This window comes from Pollutimonas harenae (genome assembly GCF_004153685.1).
GTDB lineage: Bacteria > Pseudomonadota > Gammaproteobacteria > Burkholderiales > Burkholderiaceae_B > Pusillimonas_C > Pusillimonas_C harenae.
Genome location: NZ_SDQD01000004.1, coordinates 69,324 through 93,896 on the forward strand (window position 1 = coordinate 69,324; position 24,573 = coordinate 93,896).

Consider the following 24,573-nt stretch of genomic DNA (forward strand, 5'->3'; position numbering starts at 1 on the left):
ATAGCTTATGAGCAAGCTGAATTCTACGCTGGAAGCACCACAATTTGCTCGGCGAATGGGCTTTCTGGATCGTGCCTTGGCCGAGGCCGGGAGGGCAGTAAGGGTTCTCGATGGTTCGGTACAGGCGGGGCGAACCAATCCCGCCGGCCCCCGCAAATCACTGACTGATGAGGCCGAAGTCCTGACGCCGGCCGAGCAAAAGCATGCAGCCGGATTGATGCGGGTAAACCATGTCGGTGAAATATGTGCGCAAGCTCTATATCGTGGCCAAGCCTTGTTTTGCCGCGATGCACCAATTAAGGCCGTGCTGCATCAGGCGGCGGCCGAAGAGGTCGATCATCTGGTCTGGTGCCGTGACCGCCTGAATGAATTGAACAGCCGTCCCAGTCTGTTGAATCCCTTGTGGTATGTTGGCTCGTTTTCGCTGGGTGTGCTGGCCAGCCGTGCCGGCGTACCCAAAAACCTGGGCTTCATGGCTGAAACCGAAAGGCAGGTAGAACAGCATCTTGACAGGCATCTTGCCGACTTGCCCCCAGCCGATGGGCGTTCGCGAAGTATCGTCACGCAAATGCGTGACGACGAAATCAGCCATCGCACCACTGCCGAAACCCATGGCGCACAGAAGCTACCCCGGCCATTACGGGGTGCCATGCGGCTCATGTCCAAGGTCATGACAACGACGGCCTACCGAATTTGAGCGCAAGAGGGTTAATTTGTAACAAGGTGAAGTTTTTAGGGTTAATGCTTAATTACGAAATGAGGCTTTTATGCTTCGTACCGTCTTAAAAAAACGACAAAAATCTGTGGTTACAGTTTTTCCTTCAAATTATCTTGCATCGCACAAACGGTTTCTATACAATTTAGTTATCGGATGTCGAAACGTGATTGCAAGGGAAAACCCCCGGTCACGCAGGCTCAAGCAAAGTGCTTTCGTAGCTCGGCATGCCAAGGTTGTCTCCTCCACCCTCCTCCTTTGGTGGATTTAGCCCAAGATCGCAAGATCTTGGGCTTTTTTTTGTCTTTTTCTGCTTTGTTTTGCCTTTTTTCTGCTTTGTGTCCTAAAGTGATTGTTCGCTTGTGACGCGAGGTAAACCGATACCTTCCGTTGTACTTGTTACGGGCCGGAGTGCAGTCTGGTTACAGGCACAGCACATAATGTCAATGCATCTATTGTTCATAGGGATTTTGTGATTTCTTCTCAACTCTGGGAATCCGCTACCTGGTTTTATATTTGCGTGGTGGCCTTCATGGTAGGCGGCTTGATTGTTGCTTCGGAGCGCTGGCACGGCGCGTTGACGGGTGACTCCGATTTAAAGAAGCCGCAGGCATCCCATGCCCGCGCTGCGCCGCGCGTGGGCGGCCTGGCCGTGGTGGCGGGTAGCCTGGCGGGCCTGCTGGTACTGGGTCCCAGCAATATGACCCTGACCTGGCTATGGCCGGTGCTGTTCATAGCGGCGATGCCCGTGTTCGTGGCAGGCTTGCTTGAGGACATTACCAAAGACGTAGGGTCAGGCAAGCGTCTGTTGGCAGCTTTTCTATCGGCGGCCATAGCCTGGTGGCTGCTGGGCGGCGTTTCGCGTGTAGGCCTGTCATGGGCAGACGCCATATTGTCGTTCTGGCCGGTTTCGCTGTTGTTCACCATGGTGGCGGTGGGTGGGTGCACCCATGCCTTGAATATCGTGGATGGCATGAACGGTCTGGCTGGCATGATTGCCACCCTCATGGCGTTGTCCCTGGCGCTGGTGGCCCTACAGGTCCAGGACATTCCCATTTTCCTGATTGCCACGGCCCTGGCTTCGGCTACGCTGGGCTTTCTGGTCTGGAACTTTCCCTTTGGGCGGGTTTTTCTGGGAGATGGCGGCGCCTACTTCCTGGGGTTCATGCTGGCCGAGCTGGCGGTCCAGCTGGTCGTGCGCAATCCCAGTGTTTCGCCATTCTATGCGCTGGCCGTGTTGTTCTATCCGGTTTTTGAAACCCTGTTTTCTATCTGGCGGCGCCGCTTCAAGCGCGGCACGCCTGTTGATCAGCCTGATGCGTTACACCTGCATCAGCTGGTGTTCCGACGTCTGGTTCGGGCGACCTTCAGCCGTGATCGCCGGCATGCGGTGCCAGCTTTGTGCAACGCCATGACGTCCCCGTATTTATGGGTGCTGGCGTTGATCGGCCTGGTGCCCGCCACGATTTGGTGGGATAACGCCTGGATACTATGCGCAAGCATTCTTGCTTTTTCGCTTGCCTATTTATGGCTTTATTCGCGCCTGGTCTCGTGGCGTCGACCGTCGTGGCTGCTGTTGCCCTCAATTGGGCGAAATGAGCGACGTAAATAGTAAAATTGATTCATTCTTAACCGCGCCTAGCGCAGGAGATTCAACTTGCAAATCCAGGATGTGAAACTTGCAGTAGTCGGCTTAGGCTACGTTGGTCTGCCTCTGGCAGTGGAGTTCGGTAAAAAACACTCGGTACTGGGTTTTGATATTAATCCCCGTCGGGTTGCCGAACTGAAAGAAGGGCGGGATCACACTCTCGAGGTGGAATCCGCCGAGCTTGCCGAAGCAAGCCAGCTGAGCTTCAGTAACGAAGCCGAGCATTTGGCACAGGCCAATGTTTTCATTGTGACCGTACCAACGCCTATCGACGAATACAAGCAACCTGACCTGACACCGCTGGTGCGGGCCAGCGAAACCATAGGCAAGGTGCTCAAGCGTGGTGATATCGTGATCTACGAGTCCACCGTGTATCCGGGAGCCACCGAGGAAGAGTGCGTTCCTGTGCTTGAGCGAGTTTCGGGCCTGCGTTTTAACGAAGATTTTTATGCAGGGTACAGTCCGGAACGGATTAATCCGGGCGACAAGGCGCACCGTGTATCCACCATCAAGAAGGTCACTTCGGGGTCGACCCCTGAAGTGGCTGACCTGGTCGACGAGCTGTATGGCCAGATCATTGTTGCTGGTACCCACAAAGCGCCTTCCATACGTGTGGCCGAAGCAGCCAAGGTCATTGAAAACACCCAGCGCGACGTCAATATCGCCCTGATCAACGAGCTGGCGCTTATTTTCAACAGGCTCGGCATCGACACTCAGGCAGTACTCGAGGCTGCCGGCACCAAATGGAATTTCCTGCCGTTCCGTCCAGGCCTGGTTGGGGGGCACTGCATAGGCGTGGATCCCTACTATCTTACGCACAAGGCGCAGTCCATAGGCTACCACCCCGAAATCATTCTTGCCGGCCGTCGCCTCAATGATTCGATGGGCGGCTATGTCGTATCGCAACTGGTCAAGAGCATGACCAAGCGACGTATACAGGTGCAGGGCTCCAAGGTGCTGGTCATGGGCCTGGCCTTCAAAGAGAACTGCCCCGATTTACGCAACACCCGTGTTGTTGATATTGTGCGCGAACTGGGTGAATACAGTATTGACGTCGATGTGTATGATCCGTGGGTCGATGCTGAAGAGGCCAAACGGGAATACGATCTGGACCTCGTATCCAAGCCCGAGCAGGGTGTTTACGACGCCGTGATCCTGGCGGTTGCACACGAGCAATTTGTTGGTATGGGCAGCCAGGCAATACATGCGCTGGGCAAGCCAGAGTGTGTATTGTATGACCTTAAATACGTGTTGCCGGCCAGCGAATCCGACCTTCGCTTGTAAGGCGCTCGGGCACATTACATTGGTATTTTGTTGGAATGACAAGGGTTGATATGAATAATCGCTATCAGGAAGTGACGGCAAGCCTGCAAACGGAGCCCAAGGTATGGCTGGTGACGGGTTGCGCCGGCTTCATTGGGTCGAACCTGCTTGAAGCGCTGTTGTTGATGGGTCAAAAAGTGGTGGGGCTCGATAACTTCGCTACGGGCCATCACTACAATCTCGAAGAAGTCCGGAAGTCGGTCAGTGCGCAGCAATGGAGCAACTTCACGTTTATTGAAGGTGATATCTGCAATCTCGACACCTGCAAGCAGGCCACTCAGGGCGTCGACCACGTCCTGCATCAGGCGGCGCTGGGGTCGGTGCCTCGTTCGCTGAAAGATCCCATCACAAGCAACAGCGTCAATATTGGCGGCTTCCTGAATATGTTGGTGGCGTCCCGTGATGCCGAGGTAAAGTCCTTTGTCTATGCGGCCTCCAGCTCGACTTATGGCGACCACGAAGCACTGCCCAAGGTCGAAGACCGCATCGGGCGGCCTCTGTCGCCTTATGCCGTCACCAAATACGTCAACGAGCTGTATGCCGATGTCTTTCAGCGTGCCTATGGCTTTGGCAGTGTGGGTTTGCGGTATTTCAATGTGTTCGGCAAGCGCCAGGATCCCAACGGAGCCTATGCCGCCGTCATACCGAAATGGATCGCGGCCATGATACGCGGTGAAGATGTTGTCGTGAACGGCGATGGTGAAACCAGCCGCGACTTTTGTTTTATAGACAACGTGGTGCAGGCGAACATTCTGGCCTCACTGGCCCAGCCAGAGGGTGTCAATCAGGTATATAACGTTGCGGTCAATGCACGCACCAGCCTGAATGAACTGTTCGAATATCTTGCGCGATCGCTGGGCAATAACGGCATTGTTTACGACAAACAACCTGTTTATGCCGATTTCCGCGCAGGCGATGTGCGGCACTCGCAAGCCGATATCAGCAAGGCCAAGACATTGCTGGGTTACGAGCCCATGCATACCATAGTCCAGGGGTTGGAAGTCTCCATGCCCTGGTATACGCAATTCCTGCGTTGACTTGAAAAGCTTCAAGCAGCGACTCGGCAACCTGCATTCAGACCACCGGCGCATCGCTCAGGGGGCGTTGCGGGTTGCCTTTTTTCTATTGCTGGGTAAGGCGGCGGGCGCCTTCAAGGAAATGGCCGTCGCCTATCGCTATGGCGTCAGCGATGCCGTCGATGCCTATCAGTTCACCATGGTCATGGCCAATTGGCTCCCTGTGACAATCGTGGGGGCGCTGTCCGTAGTCCTTATTCCGGTGCTGGTACGTACGCGCTACGACGACCGCGGCAGCCGATCCCGTTTCCTTGGTGAGCTGCAGGGTTGGCTGATAGCAGGTGGTACGATGCTTGCCGTCATCACCTATATCGCCTGGCCCTGGGTGCTGCAGTGGGGTGGGGCAGGTTTGCCCGAACCGGCACGGCGCATGAGCGACGACTTGATGTTTGCCTTCGCACCAGCTGCCTTGTTGACACTCATGACGGGGCTGAGCGCGGCGCGGTTGCGTGCGCATGAGCGCCATATCAATACATTGCTGGACAGCGTGCCGGCTGTCGTCATACTGATCTGGGTATTGCTGGCGGCGACTGTTGATGATGTCGGCCCCTTGATGTGGGGCACGCTGGTAGGCTATACGATTCAGTCAGTCTGGCTGCTGTGGCTGGCGGCCAAGGCGGACGGTATGTGGGGCAGGCCGCACCTGAGCATGCGCGCGCACCAATGGCCCGATCTGGTCAAGGCGGCGGGCGTCATGCTGGTGGGTCAGATTGCCATGAGCTTTGTTGGTCCGATAGATCAATATACGGCGGCTGGACTGGGCTCCAACGCCAATGCAACCCTAGGTTATGCCAGCCGCTTGCTGTCGCTCTTGCTGGGCCTGGGGGCGGCCTCGGTGGGCCGTGCGGCACTGCCCGTGCTGGCTGATATTCAGGCAAGGGGGGATCAGCACAGAGCGCGTTCCACGGCATTGAAGTGGTCGGTACTGATGGTATTGGCAGGTGTCGCTGTTACGGCGGTGGGCTGGTTGCTGGCGCCGTGGGGAGTGGCCTTGCTGTTCGAGCGCGGCGCGTTTACCGCTGACGATACGCTGCAGGTGTCCCAAGTGTTGCGCTGGGGCTTGTTGCAGATGCCGTTTTATTTCGGCGTGTTGATTTTGGTGCAACTGCTGGCCAGCCAGAACCGCTACCGCATCATGGCAGCCATTGCAGTCGCCAACTTTGCCATGAAGGCCGTCATGAATTACCTGTGGGCCCCCGTTATGGGAACGTCGGGAATTATGCTGGCCACCAGCATCATGTACGCTTCATCTTATATTTGTTATGTGATGGTAGCGTGGCGGCCGGTGCCGGCCGCCACGTCCATCAGTAAGTAAAAACAGGGTTTGCTTTGAGTCATCCATCAGTTCAACCGCATTTGCTGATCGTCATACATTCGTTGGGCGGAGGCGGGGCAGAGCGGGTTGCCGCCGATTTAAGCGCTTATTGGGTTCAGCGTGGCTATCGAGTCACGGTCGTAACGCAGGCCGACGCCAGTACCGACGCTTATTCTTTGCATACCAAGGTCAAGCGGCATGTGCTGGGTACGGCGTCCGCCAGTACGGGCGGACTGAGCGGTGTATTGAGCAATATTCGCCGCGTGCTGCGTTTGCGCCGACTCATCAGGCGCGAGCGACCAACGGTAGTGCTGGGCATGATGACGACCTCTTCCATCCTGGCCATTATCGCTGCGCGAGGTGTGCCCTGCCGTGTTATTGCCACCGAGCATACGCATCCGCCTTCACAGGCATTGTCCGATATGTGGTTGCGTCTGCGTCGCTGGGCCTATCCCCAGGCCACCGCTGTGGTGGCCCTGACTTCGGGAACGGCCCAGTGGTTGTCCCAGCACGTGCCGGGTTCCAAACTTACGGTAATTCCCAACGCAGTGCGCTGGCCGCTTGAAAGCATGGAGCCCACCATCGAGCCGCCACCACGGCAAGGGCGGTATCGTGTCCTGGCGGTTGGACGCTTGCATCCCCATAAGGGTTTCGACCTGCTGGTTCGTGCATTCGAGGAAATTGCGGATCATTTCCCCAACTGGGACCTGGTCATACTGGGTGAGGGGGAAGGTCGGGACGAGCTTCAGGCACAGATCGACGAGGCTGGTCTGTCGGGTCGCATCAGCATGCCGGGCCGGGCGGGGAATGTGGCCGACTGGTATGTGCAGTCCGACCTGTACGTATTGAGCTCGCGTGTAGAGGGTTTGTCCAACACTTTGCTGGAAGCAATGGCCAGTGGCCTGGCTCCAGTCGCCTATGACTGCGAGACCGGACCACGCGAGATTGTCCGCAGCGGCATAGATGGTGTGCTGGTCAGTCCGGCTGAAGATACCGAAGCCCTGGCAGCTCATCTGTCCGATATGATGGCTCATCCTGAGCAGCGCGAGGCCTACGCCCGGCGTGCCGTCGACGTGCGGGACCGGTTCTCCACCACTCGTGTCATGGCCTTGTGGAGCAACTTATTTGAAATGCGTTGATGCGCCTGCGGGTGCGCATGAGAAAGCGAGCAGACTATGTGCGGAATAGTGGGAGTCTGGGGCGGGCTGGTCGATAAACAGGTGGTGATCGAAGCAAGCTGTCGCCGCATCCATCATCGAGGCCCTGATAGCAACGGTTATTGGGCGGATGAGCCGGCAGGCCTTGCTCTGGGGCATGTGCGTCTGGCCATTCAGGACCTTACCGAGGCCGGCCACCAACCCATGACATCCGCCTGCGGCCGCTATGTCCTGGTATTGAACGGCGAAATCTATAACCATCTGGATTTGCGCAAGCGTCTCGATGACCAGGGGCGGGCGCCCGCCTGGCGCGGTCACTCCGATACCGAGACGGTGCTGGCTGGCTTTGTTGCCTGGGGGGTGCACGAAACCCTGCAGGCAGCGACAGGCATGTTCGCGCTGGCCTTGTGGGACAGGCAGACGCGCCGGCTGGTGCTGGCCCGCGATCGTATGGGTGAAAAGCCGCTATACATGGGCTATGCGGGGTCTAATTTTGTTTTTGCGTCGGAGCTTAAAGCGCTGGTTGGCATTCCCGGTTTTAACAAGGATATTGACCGTAGGGCCTTGTCCTTGCTGATGCGGCACAACTACATTCCGGCGCCGTTCAGCATCTACCGCGGGATAGGCAAGCTCGAACCCGGCACATGGCTGGAGTTGTCCGAGCAGGATTTGCAGCGGCGCAGTGTACCGGACGCCAAAATCTGGTGGTCTGCCTTGCAGGTGAGTCAATACGCGCAAGAAAGCCCATTGGCTTTCGAGTCCGATCTGCAGGCGGTCGATGCGCTGGAAGCCGTGCTGGGCCAGGCCGTCAGGGGGCAGATGATTTCCGACGTCGAGCTGGGCGCCTTTTTATCGGGTGGCGTCGACTCGTCCATGGTGGTGGCTTTGATGCAGAAGCACAATGCTCAGGCGGTTCGGACCTTTTCCATTGGCTTTGACGATCCGGCTTTTAACGAAGCCGAGTATGCCAAGGCGGTGGCGGCGCACCTGGGTACCTTGCATACCGAACTGTATGTCAGCGCGGCTGATGCGCTGGACGTGGTGCCGAGTCTTCCAGAGCTCTACGACGAGCCGTTTGCCGATTCTTCACAAATCCCCACCGCATTGGTTACGCGCATGACGCGACAGCACGTCACCGTGGCCTTGTCGGGAGATGGCGGCGACGAGCTGTTCGGGGGGTACTCGCGCTATGTCCGCGCGCAGCAATGGTGGAACAGGCGCCAGGCGGTGCCTGCTGGCTTGCGAGGCCCATTGGCTGCTGTGGCGCGCGCTGGCGTTGGCATACTGGCACCAGGGCACAGGCGCGATCAGCTCGACAAATTATCCGAGGTGCTGGGCGCTGCTCATGAAGGGGAGTTCTATCGTCAGTTCGTTTCCTACTGGAAAGATCCCGCCCAGGTGGTAATCGGGGCCGAGCTGCCTTCGACTCCTTTTGACGCACCGTCCCGTCTTGGCCTGTTCGAGCGCATGATGCTGCTGGATGCACTGACTTATCTGCCTGACGATATTTTGGTCAAGGTTGATCGCGCCGCCATGGCGGCCAGCCTGGAAACCCGGGTTCCCATGCTCGATCACCACGTGTTCGAGTTTGCGCAGCGCTTGCCTTCTTCATATAAACGGCGCGGCGGACAGGGCAAGTGGCTGCTGCGGCAAGTGCTGTATCGCCATGTGCCTGCACACATGATAGATCGTCCCAAGAAGGGCTTTTCTGTTCCCATGGCCGCATGGCTGCGCGGGCCATTGAAAGACTGGGGCGCCGCCTTGCTGGACCCGGTCAGGCTGAAACGCGAGGGTTTATTCCATGCGGAGCCCATTGTGCAAAAATGGTCTGAGCATCAGTCAGGCAAGCGCAACTGGAGTACACATTTGTGGGGTGTGCTCATGACACAGGCATGGCTGGATGGAACCGCCGAAAGCGATACAAGGCCGCTATGAAAATACTGTTCTTTGTCAGCTCCATGCACGCTGGCGGCGCTGAACGCGTGGCGGCCACGCTGGCCAGTGCTTGGGCCAAGCGCGGCGACACGGTAACGCTGGCCCCCACTTATACGGGAAAGGGCGATTGCTTTTATCCGCTGGATCCGGCGGTCAGGCTGGAGTGGCTGGCGGACCGCATGAGTGCAGCCGGTCGCAAGGCGTGGCCGCCGCTCAGCAAGTTGCATGCCATGCGCAAGCTGGTACGCGAGACCCAGCCTGATGTCATTGTCTCTTTTCTGACCAACGTCAATGTCATGGTCTTGCTGGCGACCAGAGGGATGGGCGTGCCGGTGGTGGTGTGCGAGCGCACCAACCCGGCGTTCAGTAGTAGCGCAGGCAAGTTGTTGCAGTTCTTGCGACGCAAGACATATCCGTGGGCGGCCAAAGTGTTGATGCAGTCGCAGGATGGTGTTCAGGCTTTAAGGCGGATGGTGCCGAATGTAGATCGGCTGGATGTCATTCCCAATCCTTTGCCGCCTGGGATTGACGAGCTGACGGTTGGTGCGCCGTCCGGCCTGATAGCTGCCGAATCGGTGGTTGATGTCGAGCCAGTACGACGTAATGATAGAAAGCAGTTGATGGCCATGGGACGCCTGGTGCCGTTCAAGCGTTTCGATGCCTTGATTCAGGCATTTGGAGCTTTGGCAGCCGATTATCCCGAATGGGATCTGACCATCTGGGGCGAAGGCCCCCTGCGGAGCGAATTGGAACAGCAAGTGCATGGTACGGGCCTGACTGCGCGCATCCTGCTGCCAGGGCGCACCAGCCAGCCTTGGCACGAGTTGGCCAAGGCCGATATTTTTGCCCTGACTTCGCGGGTCGAGGGTTTCCCCAATGTGTTGCTCGAGGCCATGGCCCTGGGGTGTGCATGCGTGACCGTAGACTGTCCTAGTGGTCCGCGTGAAATGAGCCAGAACGGGAAAGACGCCATACTGGTTCCACTGGAGGATCACGATGCCTTGGTCTCTGGCTTGGCTCAACTGATGGATGACGGAGCATTACGCAGCACATTGGGACGGCATGCGGCCGTTTCAGTGCGTGAACGCTACGGCCTGCGGCAAATTCTGGCGCAGTGGGATACCTTGTTTGCTTCCATCGTTGTACCGGCCAAACAGGACGGGCAGATATGAGCAAAGAGACTCACGATACGCCGCTAGATGTCGTCCATATCATTTCCGGGCTAGGTCAGGGTGGGGCGGAAACCGTGCTTTATCGCCTGGTGACAGCACCGGATCAGAATGTGCGGCACCGCGTTATCTCCATGGGCGAAGAAGGGGTGTTTGGCCCCCGCCTGCGCGAAGCCGGCATTCCCGTTCACACCCTGCATATGCAAAGCCCTTCGGGTCTGCTTAAAGGTTTGTGGGGTATGTATCGCCTGCTGAGGGAGCTGAAACCCGATGTAGTGCAAACCTGGATGTACCATGCCGACCTGATTGGTGGCCTGGTGGCGCGCCTGTCAGGCGTACGGTCGGTGTGCTGGGGTATACGCAACTCGGGTGCGGACCTGCATAAAAGCAGTTTGTCGGCGCGGGCGTTTTCATGGTTGTGCGCAAAAAGCTCCGGATTGATTCCGGTGGTCATTGTTTCGTGCGCTGAAAGCGCAGCGCAGCGCCACCAGGCCTGGGGCTATCGCGCTGATCGCATGCAAGTCATTCCCAATGGATATGACCTGTCGCGCTGGCAGGCTGATGCGCAAGCACGTCAGCAGGTGCGCGAACTATGGGGTGTATCAGACGATACTCCGGTCATTGGAAGCGTGGCGCGCTGGAATCCCTTGAAAGATCACGAAAACCTGGTGGCGGCACTGGCGCTCAGCCTCCGCAATTATCCATCCATGCGCTGCGTGTTGATCGGCCAGGGCATGGAGTCCTCCAACCCCGACCTCTCGGCATTGCTGACCCGTCATGGCGTAGTAGAGCGGGTGATTCTGATGGGGCGGCGCGACGATGTACCGCATTTGATGAACGGCCTGGACATTCATGTGCTGTCCAGCCGCGCCGAAGGGTTCCCGAATGTGGTGGCCGAGGCGATGGCCAGCGGCGTGGCTTGCGTGGTAACTGATGTGGGCGATGCAGCCATGATGGTCGACGACGCGACGGTTGTGGCTCCGCCGCAAAACCCGCAGGCTCTATCCGCTGCCATCAATTCCGTCGTGGCCCAATTGGGTACGCCTGCTCATGCGCAGCGCGTGCAACGCGGACGAGAACGGGTGGGACGGCTGTTCAGCCTGGAAGCCATGGTCGGTAATTACCGCAAGGTTTGGGGTCGAGTAACAGTGGGACGTAAGACAGCGGATATGCGTTGCTTGTTGTTTGTGGTGAATAATCCCGCCTTTTTCCTCTCGCACCGACTACCGCTGGCCATAGCGGCCAAGAATGCAGGCTTTGATGTGCATGTTGCGACCATGGATGGGCCATCGGTATCCGATATCGCCGCCCAGGGCCTGGTACACCATGTGATTCCCATGTCGCGTAGCGGGAAAAACCCACTCAAAGAGATGCATAGTATTTATGCCCTGTGGCGCTTGTTCCGGCAATTGCGACCCGATGTCGTGCATGCCGCAACCATCAAGCCAGTTCTGTACGGCGGAATTGCTGCGCGGTTGGCGGGTGTGCCGGGTTATCTCGCTGCTGTATCGGGGCTGGGCTTTATTTTTATGCGGCCACGGCAAGGTTTTGATTTTTTGCGCATGGCTGCTACTTTTTTGTATCGTCTGGCTCTGGGGCATCCCAACAGCCGGGTGATATTCCAGAACTCCAGTGATTGCGATGTTTTACGCAAGGCTGGTGTTATCCGGGCGGAGCAGGTGGTGATGATACGGGGTTCAGGCGTCGACCTGGATGCTTTCCGTGCGGTACCAGAATCCGCCGAACCACCCGTTGCCATCATGGCGGCACGCCTGTTGACTGACAAGGGTGTGAACGAATTTGTAGAGGCGGCTGGCCTGACTGCCAATGATCACAGCGGCTTGCGCTGGAAATTGGTGGGTAGTCCCGATCCGGGCAATCCAGCCAGCATCACGCCAGACCAGGTGGCGCAGTGGGCTCGTGAAGGTGTTGTTGAGTGCCTGGGTGAGCGCAGAGATGTGGCCCGGCTTTATCAACAGGCCCATATTGTGGTGCTTCCATCTTATCGCGAAGGTCTGCCCAAGTCTCTGGTCGAGGCCGCGGCTTGCGGGCGGGCTGTGGTCACAACCGATGTGCCCGGTTGCCGGGACGCCATCACGCCCGGTGTAACCGGCTTGCTGGTGCCTGTGCGCGATGCCCAAGCCCTGGCCGATGCGGTCGTGTCCTTGGCACACGACCATGTTCGTCGCCGGGACATGGGCCGTGCGGGGCGCGAGCTGGCTGAACGCGAATTCGATATCCGCCAGATCGCCCAGAAACACGTGTCGCTTTATACCGAGCTTGCGGACCAGGCAAAGACGGCCTTCTAGAAAGGCAGGGAAATTTCGGGCTCCAGGGCCAGCAGGGCCTGGCGGAATTCCTCTTTGATGCGCTCGATGTCTTGTTCAGTGTCGCCTTCAAAACGCAGGACGATGACAGGCGTTGTATTGGATGCCCGCGCCAGACCGAAGCCATCGGCGTATTCGGCGCGCACGCCGTCTATAGTGCTGATGCTGGTCGCCGAGGGGAACTTGCCGTCTTCTTGCAGGCGTGTCACCAGAGCATGTGGCTGACCCTCTGACATTGCAAGCTTGATTTCAGGCGTGGAGATATCTTTGGGCAGGGATTCGAGCTCGGCTGATGGATCTTCGTGTGCAGAGAGAATTTCAAGCAGTCGGGCGCCGGCGTACAAGCCATCATCAAAGCCGTACCAGCGTTCTTTGAAAAATACGTGGCCGCTCATTTCGCCCGCCAGCGGTGCGCCGGTTTCGGCCAGTTTGGCCTTGATCAGCGAGTGTCCCGTTTGCCACATCTGGGGCTTGCCACCCGCGTGCTTGATGGCGCGGGCGACATGGCGGCTGCACTTGACGTCAAAGATAATGGTGGCACCAGGTTGGCGCTGCAGGACATCTCGTGCAAACAGAATGAGCTGGCGGTCGGGCCAGATGATTTCACCGGACTTGGTCACTACGCCAAGACGGTCGGCATCGCCGTCGAAAGCCAGGCCCAGCTCACAATCGCTTTGTTGCACATGGCGGATGAGGTCTTGCAGGTTGGATGGGTCGGCCGGATCAGGATGGTGATTGGGGAAGCGGCCGTCGACCTCGCAATACAGCTCGTCTACCGTGCAACCCAGGGCCTGATACAAATTTGATGCCACCACGCCGCCAACGCCATTGCCGCAATCGATAGCAATTTTCATGGGGCGGGCCGGCAGCACCGTGCTGCTGATTTCCTTAACGTAGGCGTCAAGCAGATTCAGGGGTGTGCTTTGGCCCGGCTTGATGCCGTCCACGGAGTCAGGCTGCGCCATGATCTGGGCCAGCTTTTGAATATCGCTGCCGTGCAAGGTACGACCGCCCATCATGATTTTGAAGCCATTGTAATTGGATGGGTTATGGCTGCCTGTAATGGCTACGCCGGAGCCGGTGTGCTGCGTGTAGGCGGCATAGTAGACGACGGGGGTGGGGACCATGCCCAGATCCAGGGTGTTGATGCCGCCTTGTGTCAGGCCTTGCTGCAAGGCCTGCGATAAGTCAGGGCTGCTTAGCCGTCCGTCGTAGCCCACGACCAACGTAGTCACGCCTTCGGCGCGCGCTTGTTGGGCAAGTGCCAGGCCCAGCAGGCGGGCAAAATCAACATTGAGCTGCTCGGGCACAGTGCCTCGAATATCGTAGGCTTTGAATACGTCTTTAGGCAGGTTGGGAGTATGGGACACGAGGCTTCCTTAGAATCCAATATCTGGCTTGTTGGCATGATTGTATGTCAGCTATTCAATTAGCCTAAAATGGTCCATCACCTATGATTACTTTGCAAAAACAGAAGGCAAGCATGAGTCGGATAGACGAACTGGTTCAGTTAGTAGGGCAGCAGCATGTGTTAACAGGCGCTGATGCCGAATCGTACACGGTTGACTGGCGCGGCCGATACAGTGGTGCGGCGCTGGCCGTCGTACGGCCTGGTTCGGTTGACGAGGTGGCGCAAATCATGCGCTGGTGCAGTCAGAACAAGATCCCGGTGGTGCCGCAAGGCGGTAATACAGGTTTGTGTGGTGGCGCTACACCCGATTCCTCCGGTGACGCCATTGTGTTGTCGCTGACCCGCCTGAATGCTGTGCGCAGCATAGACACCGACAATGACACCATGGAGGTCGAGGCGGGCTGCATATTGCAGTCGGTGCAGCAGGCTGCACGTGAGGCCGATCGCCTGTTTCCCTTAAGCCTGGCGGCTGAAGGCAGCTGCACCATAGGCGGTAATCTGGCAACGAATGCGGGCGGTACTCAAGTGCTGCGCTATGGCAACGCGCGCGACCTGGTGCTGGGGCTTGAAGTGGTTACCCCGCAGGGCGATATCTGGCACGGTCTGCGTGGTTTGCGCAAAGATAACACCGGCTACGACCTGCGCAATCTGTATATGGGCAGCGAAGGCACACTGGGTATCATTACGGCAGCCACCGTCAAGCTTTATCCCTTGCCGGTCGCGCAGTGTACAGCCCTGTTGGCACTGGCTTCAGTGGATGACGCGGTCAAGGTCCTGGCTGCGGCTCGCAAGGGTTTTGGCGCTGCCCTGACCGGGTTTGAGCTGATCGCGGGTAACTGCTTGCAGGGCGTCGTGCGTTGTTATCCGCAACAACGCATCCCTTTTGAAGGCGAGTCGGCGCAAATGCCCTGGTACGCGCTGCTCGAGCTATCTGACAGTGAAAGCGCCGAACACGCGCGCGAACGTTTTGAAGAGGTAGTCGGAGAAACCATAGAAGCCGGCCTGGTGGCTGACGCGGTCATCGCCGAAAACATCACACAAAGCAAAGCACTGTGGCATTTGCGCGAAAGCATACCGTTGGCAGAAAAGGCCTTTGGCAAGAGCATCAAGCACGATGTGTCGATTCCGGTTTCACGCATGGCCGATTTTGTCACTACCACCAATGCAGCTTTGCAGGCCAGCTTTCCGGGCATCGAGCACGTTACCTTCGGACATCTGGGTGACGGCAATCTGCACTACAACGTAGCTCGCGGCGAGGCGTATACCGAAGAAGAGCTGCTGGCCCGTCAAGCCGATATCTACCATCTGGTGCATGAAAGTGTGCACCAATTCAATGGCTCGATCAGTGCCGAGCACGGGGTGGGCCAACTCAAGCGCGATGCATTGCCGCGCTATAAAGATCCCATTGAACTTGCCCTGATGCACAGCATCAAGCAGGCGCTTGATCCGCTGGGCATCATGAACCCGGGCAAGGTATTGGTTTAAAGTCTGCCAGCGCGGCTCCGAGAGCCGCGTCAGCAAGTCTGGATCGGTACGCCTAGATTTTTGCGGGCAGCACCGTGCCTGCGGATTGCCCCAGGCTGATGGTGGGGTAGCCAGGCTTGCGGCAGGCAGCACGCAGGATTACTTCGTCGTGGTCTTGCAGGAAGCTGCGTTCTTCGCCCCAGGGGAGCTTTACGGGTTGCTTGCCCCCGTTGTTCAGCTCCAGCAGCGAGCCTTCTTTTCCTTTTCCGGGGCCCGATAATGTGCCAGTACCGAGCAGGTCGCCGGCCTGGAGGTTACAGCCGTTGACCGTATGATGGGCCAGCAGTTGCGCGATATTCCAGTAGGCATCCTTGAAGTTGGATTCGGACAGCAGCGCAGGGCCGGTCTGTTGGGCGCGTGACGCCTGCGTGCTCAGGAAGACCTGCAGGCCGATGTCAAAGGCGCCGGATGCCTGGTTTTCTGCCGAGCTGAGGTATGGCAGGGGCTGGGGATCGTTCGGATTGCGTTCGAAGGCAATCCGAAAGGGGGCGAGGGCTTCGAGCGTGACCACCCAGGGTGAAATGGTGCTGGCGAAGTTCTTGGCCAGGAATGGGCCTAGCGGCTGATATTCCCAGGCCTGCAGATCGCGGGCTGACCAGTCGTTCAAAATGCACAGGCCGAACACATGTGCCTCGGCTTCATCGAGATTGATGCGTTCGCCCTGTGTGTTGCCCTGGCCGACAAAAATACCCAGCTCCAGCTCGTAATCCAGGCGTTGGCAAGGACCAAAGCCAGGCGTACCTCCTTCGGTGGCCGGGCGTGTCTGGCCCACGGGGCGAGGAAAGGACTGGCCCGATACATTGATGCTGGAAGCGCGGCCGTGGTAGCCGATGGGCACCCATTTATAGTTGGGCAGCAAGGGGTTGTCGGGGCGGAACTGTTTGCCTACTGCAGTGGCATGGTGTTCGGAAATGTAGAAATCGGTGTAGTCGCCAATGCGGGCGGGCATTCCCAGCTCTACGTCTTTGATATTGCTGAGCAGTGGTTCCAGTGTGGCCTGCAGCGCGGAACCGCTACGTAAGGCGCGTGAGAGCTCAAGACGCAGGGCCGACCAATATGGCTGACCCAGGCTCATCAGCTTGTTCAGAGTGGTGCTTTTGCAGGCGCCCAATGCTTCGGCGGCCTTGCCGGTGAAAACTTGCGCTGCCGCCAGAGCGGCAAGGTCAAGCACCTGATCACCTATGGCCACGCCAGGGTGGAAATCTTGTGTGCCGCCTGCTGGACGAAATACGGCAAAGGGCAGGTTTTGTATGGGAAAACCATTGTCGGGCTGGTTGGCGGAATCAACCCAGCTTTGCAGGGCCGGATCATGGGTTTCATTAAGGTAAGACATAGGGGTTTCCTGTGGGTGCTTCAATCAAGGCTTATTAGGGTCGAAATGCTTCTGCAAGCCGGCCCAGGCGTCGTCATAGCCAGCTTGTAATGTCGCTGACGCCATCGCGGCATCGGTGGGGCGGATGACCCGCCGCGTTTCGAACATAAAGGCCATGGTATTACGAATGTAGTCGGGTTTGCTCAAATCGGCGGCACTGGCCTTTTCGAAAGTTTGCGCATCAGGGCCGTGTGGGCTCATACAGTTATGCAGGCTGGCACCGCCGGGGGAAAAACCATCGGCCTTGGCGTCATAGATACCCTGGATCAGGCCCATGAATTCACCTGCGATATTGCGATGGAACCAGGGTGGACGGAAGGTGTTTTCCATGGCCAGGATGCGGGGCGGGAAAATGGCGAAGTCGATATTGGCCGCTCCGGGTGTATCGGAAGGTGAAGTCAGGACGGTGAAAATGCAGGGGTCGGGGTGGTCGTAACTGATGGACCCTATGGTGTTGAAGCGTCGTAAGTCGTATTTATAGGGTGCATTGCTGCCATGCCAGGCCACGACATCCAGTGGTGAGTGGGACAGCATGGTGCGCCAGAAACCGCCGGTAAATTTGGCAACCAGTTCGAATCCGCCTTCGATGTCTTCGTACCAGGCTACGGGTATCTGGAAGTCACGCGCATTGGCCAGGCCATTCGAGCCTATGGGGCCCAACTCGGGCAGCCTGAGTGCGGCGCCGAAGTTCTCTAGCATATAGCCACTTGCAGACGCGTCCGGCAACTCGACGCGCAAGCGTACGCCGCGGGGGATGACGGCGATTTCGCAGGGTTCAAGATCAATCAAGCCTAATTCAGTGGCCAGACGCAGGCGGCCCTCTTGGGGGACGATCAGCATTTCCGCGTCGGCGTTATAAAAAAACCGCTGCTGCATGGACTGGTTGGCAGCATACAGGTTGATGCTGACGCCGCTCAGGTCGTCGCAGTGCCCGTTGCCTGCCCAGGTATGCATGCCGTCGATGAAATCGGTAGGTTGACCTGGCATGGGGAGCGGATTCCAGCGCAGACGATTTGGGCTGACTGGCCCGTGTCCGAATTGATTGGTCCAGGCCAAGGCGCCGCCATACGGTGCGAAGGCTTTCTGTAGCGCTGCCGGACGAATGCGGTAGAGCCATGAGCGGCGGCTTTCGGCACGTGGAACGGTAAAGGCGGTTCCCGACAGTTGCTCGGCGTACAGGCCGTAAGGGCAGTTTTGTGGCGAGTTGCGCCCTGTTGGCAGGGCGCCAGGCAACGCTTCGGTTGCGCAGCTATTGCCAAAGCCGGATTGGTATTTAAGTATGGTCATGATGCAGTTTCCGAGGGTAGGTCAGTAAGCAGGCCGGACGGCGGCGCGCGCTTGAATCAGCGCATCGGCCACCACGTCGAGGTCGCCGATGTGATTGGATAAAAGAAGAACCAGTGCGGCATTCATGGCGTGACTTTGTTCAAGGCTCAGGTCGCGATGGGCGTCAATGAGTTGCTGGTAGAAATCGTCAGGCGAAGTAAATTGGGATTGCGTATTCAAGTGGTTCATGGGGTCTCCTGGCCGCAGGCTCGGTGCAGGGCGGTCTGAATGCGCTGTGCGTCGGGTTTGCGCCAGCGTGCGGCAATATGATGGTCGGGCCGGATCAGATAGCAGGCACCGTTCAGCGCATCGTAGCGGCGTGCAAGTGTCATTTGGTGATCCAGTACCCAGCTCATGTTGCCTGGTGCCCTTTGCGACAGGCCAGGAGCCAATACCAGGATTACTTTAAGATCGGGCTCTTGTTGCTGCAGTAGCGCAAGTGCCTGCAACGCATTGTGGCTGGGTAGCTGGTCGTTGCAGAACAGGGCGGCCGTGAACTGCCCTTGGAGTTGGCCCAGCCACCAGTTATGCTGGCCGGCTACAGTGACGGGCCCGTCGGGCGCAACGGCACCAGGAGCCAGAATATTTGAAAAATCATCACAGTCTTCGGTATTCAGGCTTGAACCCGTATAGGCAGTGGGTGTAGAGAGACGCCCACTATTGACCAGCTTACGGGCAAAGTCGTGGTGTTTGGCGAGCGTCAGGACCGTATTGCGAAATAACAGGCTCATCTCGCTTTTGGGTGTAATGAAGTCGGTCGAGCGCGATGAGTTCAGCAGGTTTTCGTCGGCAGCCATTTCGCGTTCGGCTGCATAACTGTCTATTAATGCTTCAGGGGCATGGCCTTTGTGGACCAGCGCGAGCTTCCAGCCCAGGTTGTCGGCGTCTTGCACACCGCTATTGGCGCCGCGCGCACCGAAAGGCGATACGCGATGCGCCGCATCGCCGGCAAACAGAATGCGTTGATGCCGGAATTTGTCCATGCGCTCGCAGGCAAAAGTATAGATGCTGACCCATTCCAGCTCGAACTGGGCATCGGGGCCAAGCAGTGCCCGTATGCGCGGGATGACATTTTCTGGCTTGACCTCTTGGACGGGGTCGGCATCCCAGCCCAGTTGAAAGTCAATGCGCCAGACATTGTCGGGCTGACTATGCAGCAATACCGATTGCCCGGGATGGAAAGGAGGGTCAAACCAGAACCAGCGCTCGGTGGGGAAGTCGGCCTGCATGCGGACGTCGGCGATCAGGAAGCGGTCGCGAAAGGTGCGCCCATGGCTTTCCTGACCCAGCATTTTTCGTAAAGGCGAACGGGCGCCGTCACAGGCGAGCAGCCAGTCGGTGGTCAGGGTATAGCTGCCGTCCGGTGTATCTACTGTGAGCCTTACGCCATTGCTTAGCGTTTCGACGGCTGTAGCTTTGTGCTTCCAGCGCAGTTCGATGTTGGGATGGTCGGCTGCCTGTTCATACAGAAAGCCTTCGCAATAGTATTGCTGCAGGTTAATGAACGCGGGTCGGCGATGCCCTTGTTCGGGCAGCAGGTCAAAGCGCCAGACTTCTTCATCTTGAAAGTAAACCCGCCCGACGTTCCATGAAATGCCTTTTTGAACCATGCGCTGACCCACACCCAGTCGGTCCCAGATGTCCAGGGTGCGTTTGGCAAAACAGATGGCGCGTGATCCGGTGGAAAGACGGCAGTCGTCGTCAATGACGACGACTGGGAGGTCTTTTTGCGCCAGGTCGAGCGCCATGGACAGGCCGACTGGCCCGGCGCCAACGACGACTATGGGGTGGTGCTTGCCGTCTTGTTCTGCCGGGTGGCAGTCAAACTCCAGAGCCTGGTAATCGATGTCTCCCACACCTTTACTCCTTTGGGTGTAATTTTGCTCCGTTGAAGCCGACCATTGAACGCTTGATATTCCATGCTTAAGGCAGAAGAGGTGTTAGCCTTCGAGCTGCTTCCACATGTCGATGTCGCGCTCTGCCGTCCAGATGCGAGGATCCTCGTAGCCGGTGGCTTCGTCGTAGGCGCGTGATACATCGAATGGCATGCAGTGGTCGAATATGACCCAGTCCGCGTAACGTGGTTTCATGAAGTCGTAGGTTTCACGGTAAATGGCTTTCAGGTCTTTGCCTTCGGCCACGCCGTTATTGACGCAGGTATACAAGTCGGTCAGGAATGCACGTGTGCCAGCCAGGCCTTTGCGGACTTCGTCAGCAGACTTCAGGGCGGGGCCGCGTCCGGGCACCATTTTCTCGGCGCTGAACTCGGCCAGCGTGTCCAGAGTGTGAGGCCATTCGCGGAAGTAGCAGTCGCCTGCATAAGGGGTGGACTGATACTCGACCAGATCGCCTGCAAACAAAATACGCTGTTCAGGCAGCCAGGCAATGGTGTCGCCTTTGGTGTGACCGCGACCCACTTGCATGATCTGGACCTCGAGGTTGCCTAGATTGACCGTCATTTCGCCGTCGAAAGTGATGGTGGGCCAGGTCAGACCGGGAGGAACCGACTCTACGTTGCGGAAAAGCCGGGGGAAGCGCCCGATTTCGCTGGCCTTGTCTTGTTCGCCGCGTTCGACGATCAGGTCGTAGGTGTCGCGGCTGGCGATGATTTCCTGGGCGTTATAGGCCGAGGCGCCCAGTACGCGCACGGCGTGATAGTGCGAAAGCAGAATGTATTTGATGGGCTTGTCGGTGACTTCTTTGACGCGGTGAATGACATCTTGTGCCATGACCGGTGTGGCCTGGGTATCGATGACCATGACAGCCTCGTCGCCGATGATGATGCCGGTATTGGGGTCGCCCTCGGCCGTATAGGCATAGGCGTTGTCTGACAGTTTTTCAAAGGAAACGACCTTGTCGTCGAGGTCGGCGTGGGATGCGAATTGTTTGCTCATGGGGCGTAGTCTCCGTTGTAGTTTATAAATATAGAAGATTGTTTGTTTATATGCAATGTGTTCGATATAAACAAATTATAGCTAGCGGCGCTGGCACTTGGGGCAGTAGTAGGTAGCGCGCTGTCCCTGGATGATGCGTTTTATAGGCGTGGCGCACAGCAGGCAGGGTTGGCCTGATTTTTCGTATACGGCCGAATGCAAGGCAAAATAGGCGCCGGGCTCGCCCGTCGCATTGACATAGTCCCGCAGGGTGCTGCCGCCCGATTCAAGCGCATTGTGCAAAGTGTCTTGTATAGCTTGCGTCAATGTCTGGCAACGGGCACGCGACAGGCTGCCTGCCGCTGTGCGTGGATTGATGCGTGCGAGAAACAGGGATTCCGAGGCATAGATGTTGCCGACGCCTACTACGATGTCGCCGGCCAGCAAGGTTTGCTTGATGGCCTGGGTTCTGCCGCGCAACCGTTGGTATAGATAGTCGGGCGTGAATTGCGTGTCGAAGGGTTCTATGCCCAGCTTGGCGAGCAGAGGGTGCTTGTCAACAGGGCCTCGGGCAGCGTCGTGCCAAAGCACCGCGCCGAAACGGCGAGGGTCATGCAGCAAAAAGCGAGCCTCTTCAAATATCCACTCGGCATGATCGTGCTTGCGTCGCGTTTCGTGGACGGGCACACGGCGCAAGGATCCTGACATGCCCAGATGGACGATTTGCGTTCCGTGCTCGAAATTGATCAGCAGGTATTTACCACGGCGTCCGCAGGACAGCACCCTGCGTCCGGCAATGGTGGTGGCCAGATCATCCGGTATGGGCCAGCGCATGCGCGATTCGTAAACGACAAAGTTTTGCAGCACTTTGCCGGTCATAATCGTCGCAATTCCGCGACGCGTGGTTTCGACTTCTGGTAGCTCAGGCATAAGGGGGTGATAACATCCTAAATCTGATTGTGTAATTTTGCCATCTGACGCTTCTTGCGGGCGCAGCGGCGCTGGTTCTCCTGAATGAAACTCTCCATTCCTTTGCTGTTGGCGGTAGTTGCTTCGCTTAGTGCATCCTGGTCTGTGCCTGCGCAGGCAGTTACAGACGATCTTGAGTACCAGCAGGCTGAGCGTATCCGTTTGCAGGCGGGCGAACTTCCAAGCGTCAAGCTTACTGCCGATATCCTGTACAGAGTAGTGGCGGCTGAATTATCGGCCACTCGCGGCGACTACGATATGGCCAGCCAGACGATGCTGGACCTGGCACGCGACACGTTTGATCCGCGTTTGGCCAAGCGTGCTTTCCAGTTTTCCATGGTCGCACGTGATTTGTCGCGGGCACTGGCTTCTGCGCGCCTATGGGCTGTGCTTTCGCCGCAAGACCCCGAGGCCGTTGCTTCGTCGCTGGCATTGTCGGCCTCCAATGGCCAGACAGCGGGTCTGGCATCGACGCTCAAGGCTCGTATCGAGAAGGCCGACAACAAAGAGCAAGCGGTAGGCCAGGCAGCCGCTATCGTCAGCAAGATGGCTGACAAGCGTCTGGCGTTCGAGGTCATGGAGCAGGCGCTGCCCGAATCAGCCCAGGAGCTGGCTGTTGCGCACCTGGCACTGGCCGATGCGGCCTGGGCGGCGCTCGATGCGGGGCGGGCATTGAGCGAAGCGCAAAAAGCCCAGGCCCTGGAACCTGATTCCGAAGACGCTGCCCAACGCGTGCTTGAGTATGGTCTGAAGGTGGATTCCGACAAGGCCATCCGCCAGACCCGATCCTATCTGGCCAAGCATCCCGATCGCCGCCGTCTGCAGCTGATGCTGGTCAATCGTTTGGTCGAGCGGCGTGAATACCAGGTGGCGCTGGACCAGGTAGCCGCCATGCGCCGGCATGCCCCCGAAGATTTCGATTTGCTGTATACCGAAGCCGAAGTCAATATTCGTGCGGGCAAGCTCGACGTCGCCAAAGGCCTGCTGAATGATTACATCAATGTGCAGACCCAGCGCAGACAGGCGATCAACGACAAGGCCAGCAGTGCCATAGCAGATGCCTCCGATGCGCGCCTGCTGCTGGTTCAGATTGCCGAGAAGGAAAATCGACTGGACGATGCCATTGCGCAACTGGATCTGATCGATGACTCCTCACTGCGGTATCAGGCTGAGGTGCATAAAGCTGTCCTGCAAGCTCGTCAGGGAGACCTGACCAAAGCGAAAGCAACCATTGATGCGCTCAAGCCGCAAGATGACCACGAACGGACGGTTGCGGCCTTGACGCTGGCATCGATTTACCGAGAGGCGGGGCGTACGGATGCGGCCGTCGACGTTTTGACGAAAGCCGACCAGGCCATTCCCGGTTCAGCCGAGATCAAGTACGACCTGGCCATGCTGCAAGAGCGCCAGGGCAATATCGAGGGGTTTGAGACCCTGATGAAAAAGGTGATCGAGATTGATCCCGACAACGCCAATGCGTATAACGCCCTGGGTTATACCTATGCCGACCAGAACCGTCTGCTGGACGAAGCTGAAGACTTGCTCGAACGTGCCCTCGATCTCGATCCTGATAACCCCTATATTCTGGATAGCGTAGGCTGGTATTTGTTCCGCGTGGGCGACTACGAGGCCGCCATCGAGTATCTCAAGCGCTCCTACCGGCAACTGCCGTCAGCCGATGTGGCAGCACATCTGGGTGAGGTATTGTGGGTCAGCCAGCGTAGGGCCGAGGCCAGGGATCTCTGGAAAGAAGGCCTGGAGCGTGAGCCCGATAACGAAACACTGCTTAAAACCCTGGAACGATTGGGAGTCTCCTTGAAATGATGTTTATGTGGCTGAAGCGTAGTCGTGCGTGGTGGTGCGCCGGGCTCCTGGCGTTATTGCTGACGGCTTGCGCAACACCCCAGCGCATTGGTATGGGTAGCGACACCGAAGCCTTTGATCGTACGGGGCGGTTTGCTCTCAATGTGCAGAACTTTGGCGGCCAGCGCGATGCGGTTCAGGGCGGCTTTGCATGGCACGACGATGGGCGCATGCTGATACTGGATCTTGCCAATCCGCTGGGCAGTATCTTGGCTCGTGTCGAGGTCACGCCCGGCAAAGCGGTCATGACGCGCAGCAATGGCGAGCAAGAGCGGGCGGAGCATCCCGATGCGCTGGTTGAACTTGTACTGGGCAGTCCCATGCCGGTTGCAGGCCTGCGCGATTGGTTGCGTGGCGAAACAGGTCTCGATCGCGCCGAAGAAGTGCAAAAAAATGAGGCGGGCCAAATTACGGAGTTCCGTCAGAGTGGCTGGCGGGTACAGCTGTCGCGCTACGATAGCCAGGGACCGCGACTCCTGCAATTGAATCGAAACGACAGCAATCGCAATATCAGTTTGCGGCTGGTCATCGACAGTCAATAGCATCGCTGACCATGCGTAAAGGATAACG

Annotated in this window: 19 protein-coding genes and 1 pseudogene; 13 read left to right on the top strand and 7 right to left on the bottom strand. The window is 57.9% G+C overall.

Annotated features, from left to right (window positions below; genetic code table 11):
- The first annotated feature begins 7 nt into the window (after positions 1–7).
- From coq7 to ERD84_RS16155, 10 genes and pseudogenes are all read left to right on the top strand, one after another.
- Positions 8–697 carry a 2-polyprenyl-3-methyl-6-methoxy-1,4-benzoquinone monooxygenase gene (gene coq7, locus ERD84_RS15130; protein ID WP_130040507.1) on the top strand — a complete coding sequence of 230 codons (690 nt, stop codon included), beginning with the start codon at positions 8–10 and terminating at the stop codon, positions 695–697.
- Between the two features lie 550 nt (positions 698–1,247).
- Positions 1,248–2,327: an MraY family glycosyltransferase gene (locus ERD84_RS15135; protein ID WP_130040571.1), complete on the top strand. Its 1,080-nt coding sequence runs from the start codon at positions 1,248–1,250 to the stop codon at positions 2,325–2,327.
- 45 nt (positions 2,328–2,372) lie between these two features.
- Complete coding sequence (tviB, locus tag ERD84_RS15140; protein WP_130040508.1) at positions 2,373–3,647, top strand: Vi polysaccharide biosynthesis UDP-N-acetylglucosamine C-6 dehydrogenase TviB; 1,275 nt, start codon at positions 2,373–2,375, stop codon at positions 3,645–3,647.
- A gap of 50 nt (positions 3,648–3,697) precedes the next feature.
- Positions 3,698–4,723 (top strand): SDR family oxidoreductase, encoded by a 1,026-nt coding sequence (locus ERD84_RS15145; RefSeq protein WP_130040509.1) that lies wholly within the window; start codon positions 3,698–3,700, stop codon positions 4,721–4,723.
- Position 4,724: 1 nt separating this feature from the next.
- Positions 4,725–6,077, top strand: coding sequence for a murein biosynthesis integral membrane protein MurJ (gene murJ, locus ERD84_RS15150; RefSeq protein ID WP_130040510.1), 1,353 nt, complete (start codon positions 4,725–4,727; stop codon positions 6,075–6,077).
- Positions 6,078–6,091: 14 nt separating this feature from the next.
- Complete coding sequence (locus ERD84_RS15155; protein ID WP_130040511.1) at positions 6,092–7,216, top strand: glycosyltransferase family 4 protein; 1,125 nt, start codon at positions 6,092–6,094, stop codon at positions 7,214–7,216.
- A gap of 36 nt (positions 7,217–7,252) precedes the next feature.
- On the top strand, positions 7,253–9,169 hold the full coding sequence (gene asnB, locus ERD84_RS15160; protein ID WP_130040512.1) for an asparagine synthase (glutamine-hydrolyzing): 1,917 nt from the start codon (positions 7,253–7,255) through the stop codon (positions 9,167–9,169).
- Positions 9,166–10,341 carry a glycosyltransferase family 4 protein gene (locus ERD84_RS15165; protein ID WP_130040513.1) on the top strand — a complete coding sequence of 392 codons (1,176 nt, stop codon included), beginning with the start codon at positions 9,166–9,168 and terminating at the stop codon, positions 10,339–10,341. The genes asnB and ERD84_RS15165 overlap by 4 nt, the downstream gene beginning before the upstream one ends.
- Positions 10,338–11,363 (top strand): annotated as a pseudogene (locus tag ERD84_RS16150) (glycosyltransferase); the annotation flags it as partial. The gene ERD84_RS15165 and the pseudogene ERD84_RS16150, both read left to right, overlap by 4 nt.
- Positions 11,364–11,507: 144 nt before the next feature.
- Positions 11,508–12,647 (top strand): glycosyltransferase family 4 protein, encoded by a 1,140-nt coding sequence (locus ERD84_RS16155; protein ID WP_306669571.1) that lies wholly within the window; start codon positions 11,508–11,510, stop codon positions 12,645–12,647.
- Here ERD84_RS16155 and ERD84_RS15175 read toward each other — a convergent pair.
- The gene (locus ERD84_RS15175; protein ID WP_130040515.1) at positions 12,644–14,035 is read right to left on the bottom strand and encodes a phosphomannomutase/phosphoglucomutase; all 1,392 of its coding nucleotides are present in this window, start codon (positions 14,033–14,035) and stop codon (positions 12,644–12,646) included. The two genes, ERD84_RS16155 and ERD84_RS15175, sit on opposite strands and share 4 nt — an antisense overlap.
- Positions 14,036–14,148: 113 nt before the next feature.
- Between ERD84_RS15175 and ERD84_RS15180 the strand changes: the two genes are divergently transcribed.
- The gene (locus ERD84_RS15180) at positions 14,149–15,561 is read left to right on the top strand and encodes an FAD-binding oxidoreductase (RefSeq protein WP_130040516.1); all 1,413 of its coding nucleotides are present in this window, start codon (positions 14,149–14,151) and stop codon (positions 15,559–15,561) included.
- 52 nt (positions 15,562–15,613) lie between these two features.
- Here the strand turns inward: ERD84_RS15180 and fahA are convergent, their stop codons facing one another.
- The 6 genes from fahA to mutM form a co-directional block, all read right to left on the bottom strand.
- A complete protein-coding gene (gene fahA, locus ERD84_RS15185) occupies positions 15,614–16,933 on the bottom strand; it encodes a fumarylacetoacetase (protein ID WP_130040517.1) in 1,320 nt (439 codons plus the stop codon).
- 24 nt (positions 16,934–16,957) lie between these two features.
- Positions 16,958–18,259 carry a homogentisate 1,2-dioxygenase gene (hmgA, locus tag ERD84_RS15190; RefSeq protein WP_130040518.1) on the bottom strand — a complete coding sequence of 434 codons (1,302 nt, stop codon included), beginning with the start codon at positions 18,257–18,259 and terminating at the stop codon, positions 16,958–16,960.
- 21 nt (positions 18,260–18,280) lie between these two features.
- The gene (locus ERD84_RS15195; protein ID WP_130040519.1) at positions 18,281–18,487 is read right to left on the bottom strand and encodes a DUF2783 domain-containing protein; all 207 of its coding nucleotides are present in this window, start codon (positions 18,485–18,487) and stop codon (positions 18,281–18,283) included.
- The gene (locus ERD84_RS15200) at positions 18,484–20,154 is read right to left on the bottom strand and encodes an FAD-dependent oxidoreductase (protein WP_130040520.1); all 1,671 of its coding nucleotides are present in this window, start codon (positions 20,152–20,154) and stop codon (positions 18,484–18,486) included. Before ERD84_RS15200 ends, ERD84_RS15195 begins: the two co-directional genes overlap by 4 nt.
- A gap of 84 nt (positions 20,155–20,238) precedes the next feature.
- Complete coding sequence (locus ERD84_RS15205; protein WP_130040521.1) at positions 20,239–21,192, bottom strand: MBL fold metallo-hydrolase; 954 nt, start codon at positions 21,190–21,192, stop codon at positions 20,239–20,241.
- A gap of 81 nt (positions 21,193–21,273) precedes the next feature.
- On the bottom strand, positions 21,274–22,101 hold the full coding sequence (mutM, locus tag ERD84_RS15210) for a bifunctional DNA-formamidopyrimidine glycosylase/DNA-(apurinic or apyrimidinic site) lyase (protein WP_130040522.1): 828 nt from the start codon (positions 22,099–22,101) through the stop codon (positions 21,274–21,276).
- Positions 22,102–22,185: 84 nt separating this feature from the next.
- Between mutM and ERD84_RS15215 the strand changes: the two genes are divergently transcribed.
- Positions 22,186–23,964 carry a tetratricopeptide repeat protein gene (locus tag ERD84_RS15215; protein WP_130040523.1) on the top strand — a complete coding sequence of 593 codons (1,779 nt, stop codon included), beginning with the start codon at positions 22,186–22,188 and terminating at the stop codon, positions 23,962–23,964.
- Entirely contained in the window at positions 23,961–24,545 is a 585-nt protein-coding gene (locus ERD84_RS15220) for an outer membrane lipoprotein LolB (RefSeq protein WP_130040524.1), read from the top strand. The genes ERD84_RS15215 and ERD84_RS15220 overlap by 4 nt, the downstream gene beginning before the upstream one ends.
- Positions 24,546–24,573: the final 28 nt, after the last annotated feature.

What these genes read in the sequence shown, in the direction of transcription:
- coq7 (WP_130040507.1), top strand. Translation starts at nt 8, where the DNA reads ATGAGCAAGCTGAATTCTACGCTGGAAGCACCACAATTTGCTCGGCGA.
- ERD84_RS15135 (WP_130040571.1), top strand. Translation starts at nt 1,248, where the DNA reads ATGGTAGGCGGCTTGATTGTTGCTTCGGAGCGCTGGCACGGCGCGTTG.
- ERD84_RS15145 (WP_130040509.1), top strand. Translation starts at nt 3,698, where the DNA reads ATGAATAATCGCTATCAGGAAGTGACGGCAAGCCTGCAAACGGAGCCC.
- asnB (WP_130040512.1), top strand. Translation starts at nt 7,253, where the DNA reads ATGTGCGGAATAGTGGGAGTCTGGGGCGGGCTGGTCGATAAACAGGTG.
- ERD84_RS15165 (WP_130040513.1), top strand. Translation starts at nt 9,166, where the DNA reads ATGAAAATACTGTTCTTTGTCAGCTCCATGCACGCTGGCGGCGCTGAA.
- ERD84_RS16155 (WP_306669571.1), top strand. Translation starts at nt 11,508, where the DNA reads ATGCGTTGCTTGTTGTTTGTGGTGAATAATCCCGCCTTTTTCCTCTCG.
- ERD84_RS15180 (WP_130040516.1), top strand. Translation starts at nt 14,149, where the DNA reads ATGAGTCGGATAGACGAACTGGTTCAGTTAGTAGGGCAGCAGCATGTG.
- fahA (WP_130040517.1), bottom strand. Translation starts at nt 16,933, where the DNA reads ATGTCTTACCTTAATGAAACCCATGATCCGGCCCTGCAAAGCTGGGTT.
- hmgA (WP_130040518.1), bottom strand. Translation starts at nt 18,259, where the DNA reads ATGACCATACTTAAATACCAATCCGGCTTTGGCAATAGCTGCGCAACC.
- ERD84_RS15195 (WP_130040519.1), bottom strand. Translation starts at nt 18,487, where the DNA reads ATGAACCACTTGAATACGCAATCCCAATTTACTTCGCCTGACGATTTC.
- ERD84_RS15205 (WP_130040521.1), bottom strand. Translation starts at nt 21,192, where the DNA reads ATGAGCAAACAATTCGCATCCCACGCCGACCTCGACGACAAGGTCGTT.
- mutM (WP_130040522.1), bottom strand. Translation starts at nt 22,101, where the DNA reads ATGCCTGAGCTACCAGAAGTCGAAACCACGCGTCGCGGAATTGCGACG.
- ERD84_RS15215 (WP_130040523.1), top strand. Translation starts at nt 22,186, where the DNA reads ATGAAACTCTCCATTCCTTTGCTGTTGGCGGTAGTTGCTTCGCTTAGT.
- ERD84_RS15220 (WP_130040524.1), top strand. Translation starts at nt 23,961, where the DNA reads ATGATGTTTATGTGGCTGAAGCGTAGTCGTGCGTGGTGGTGCGCCGGG.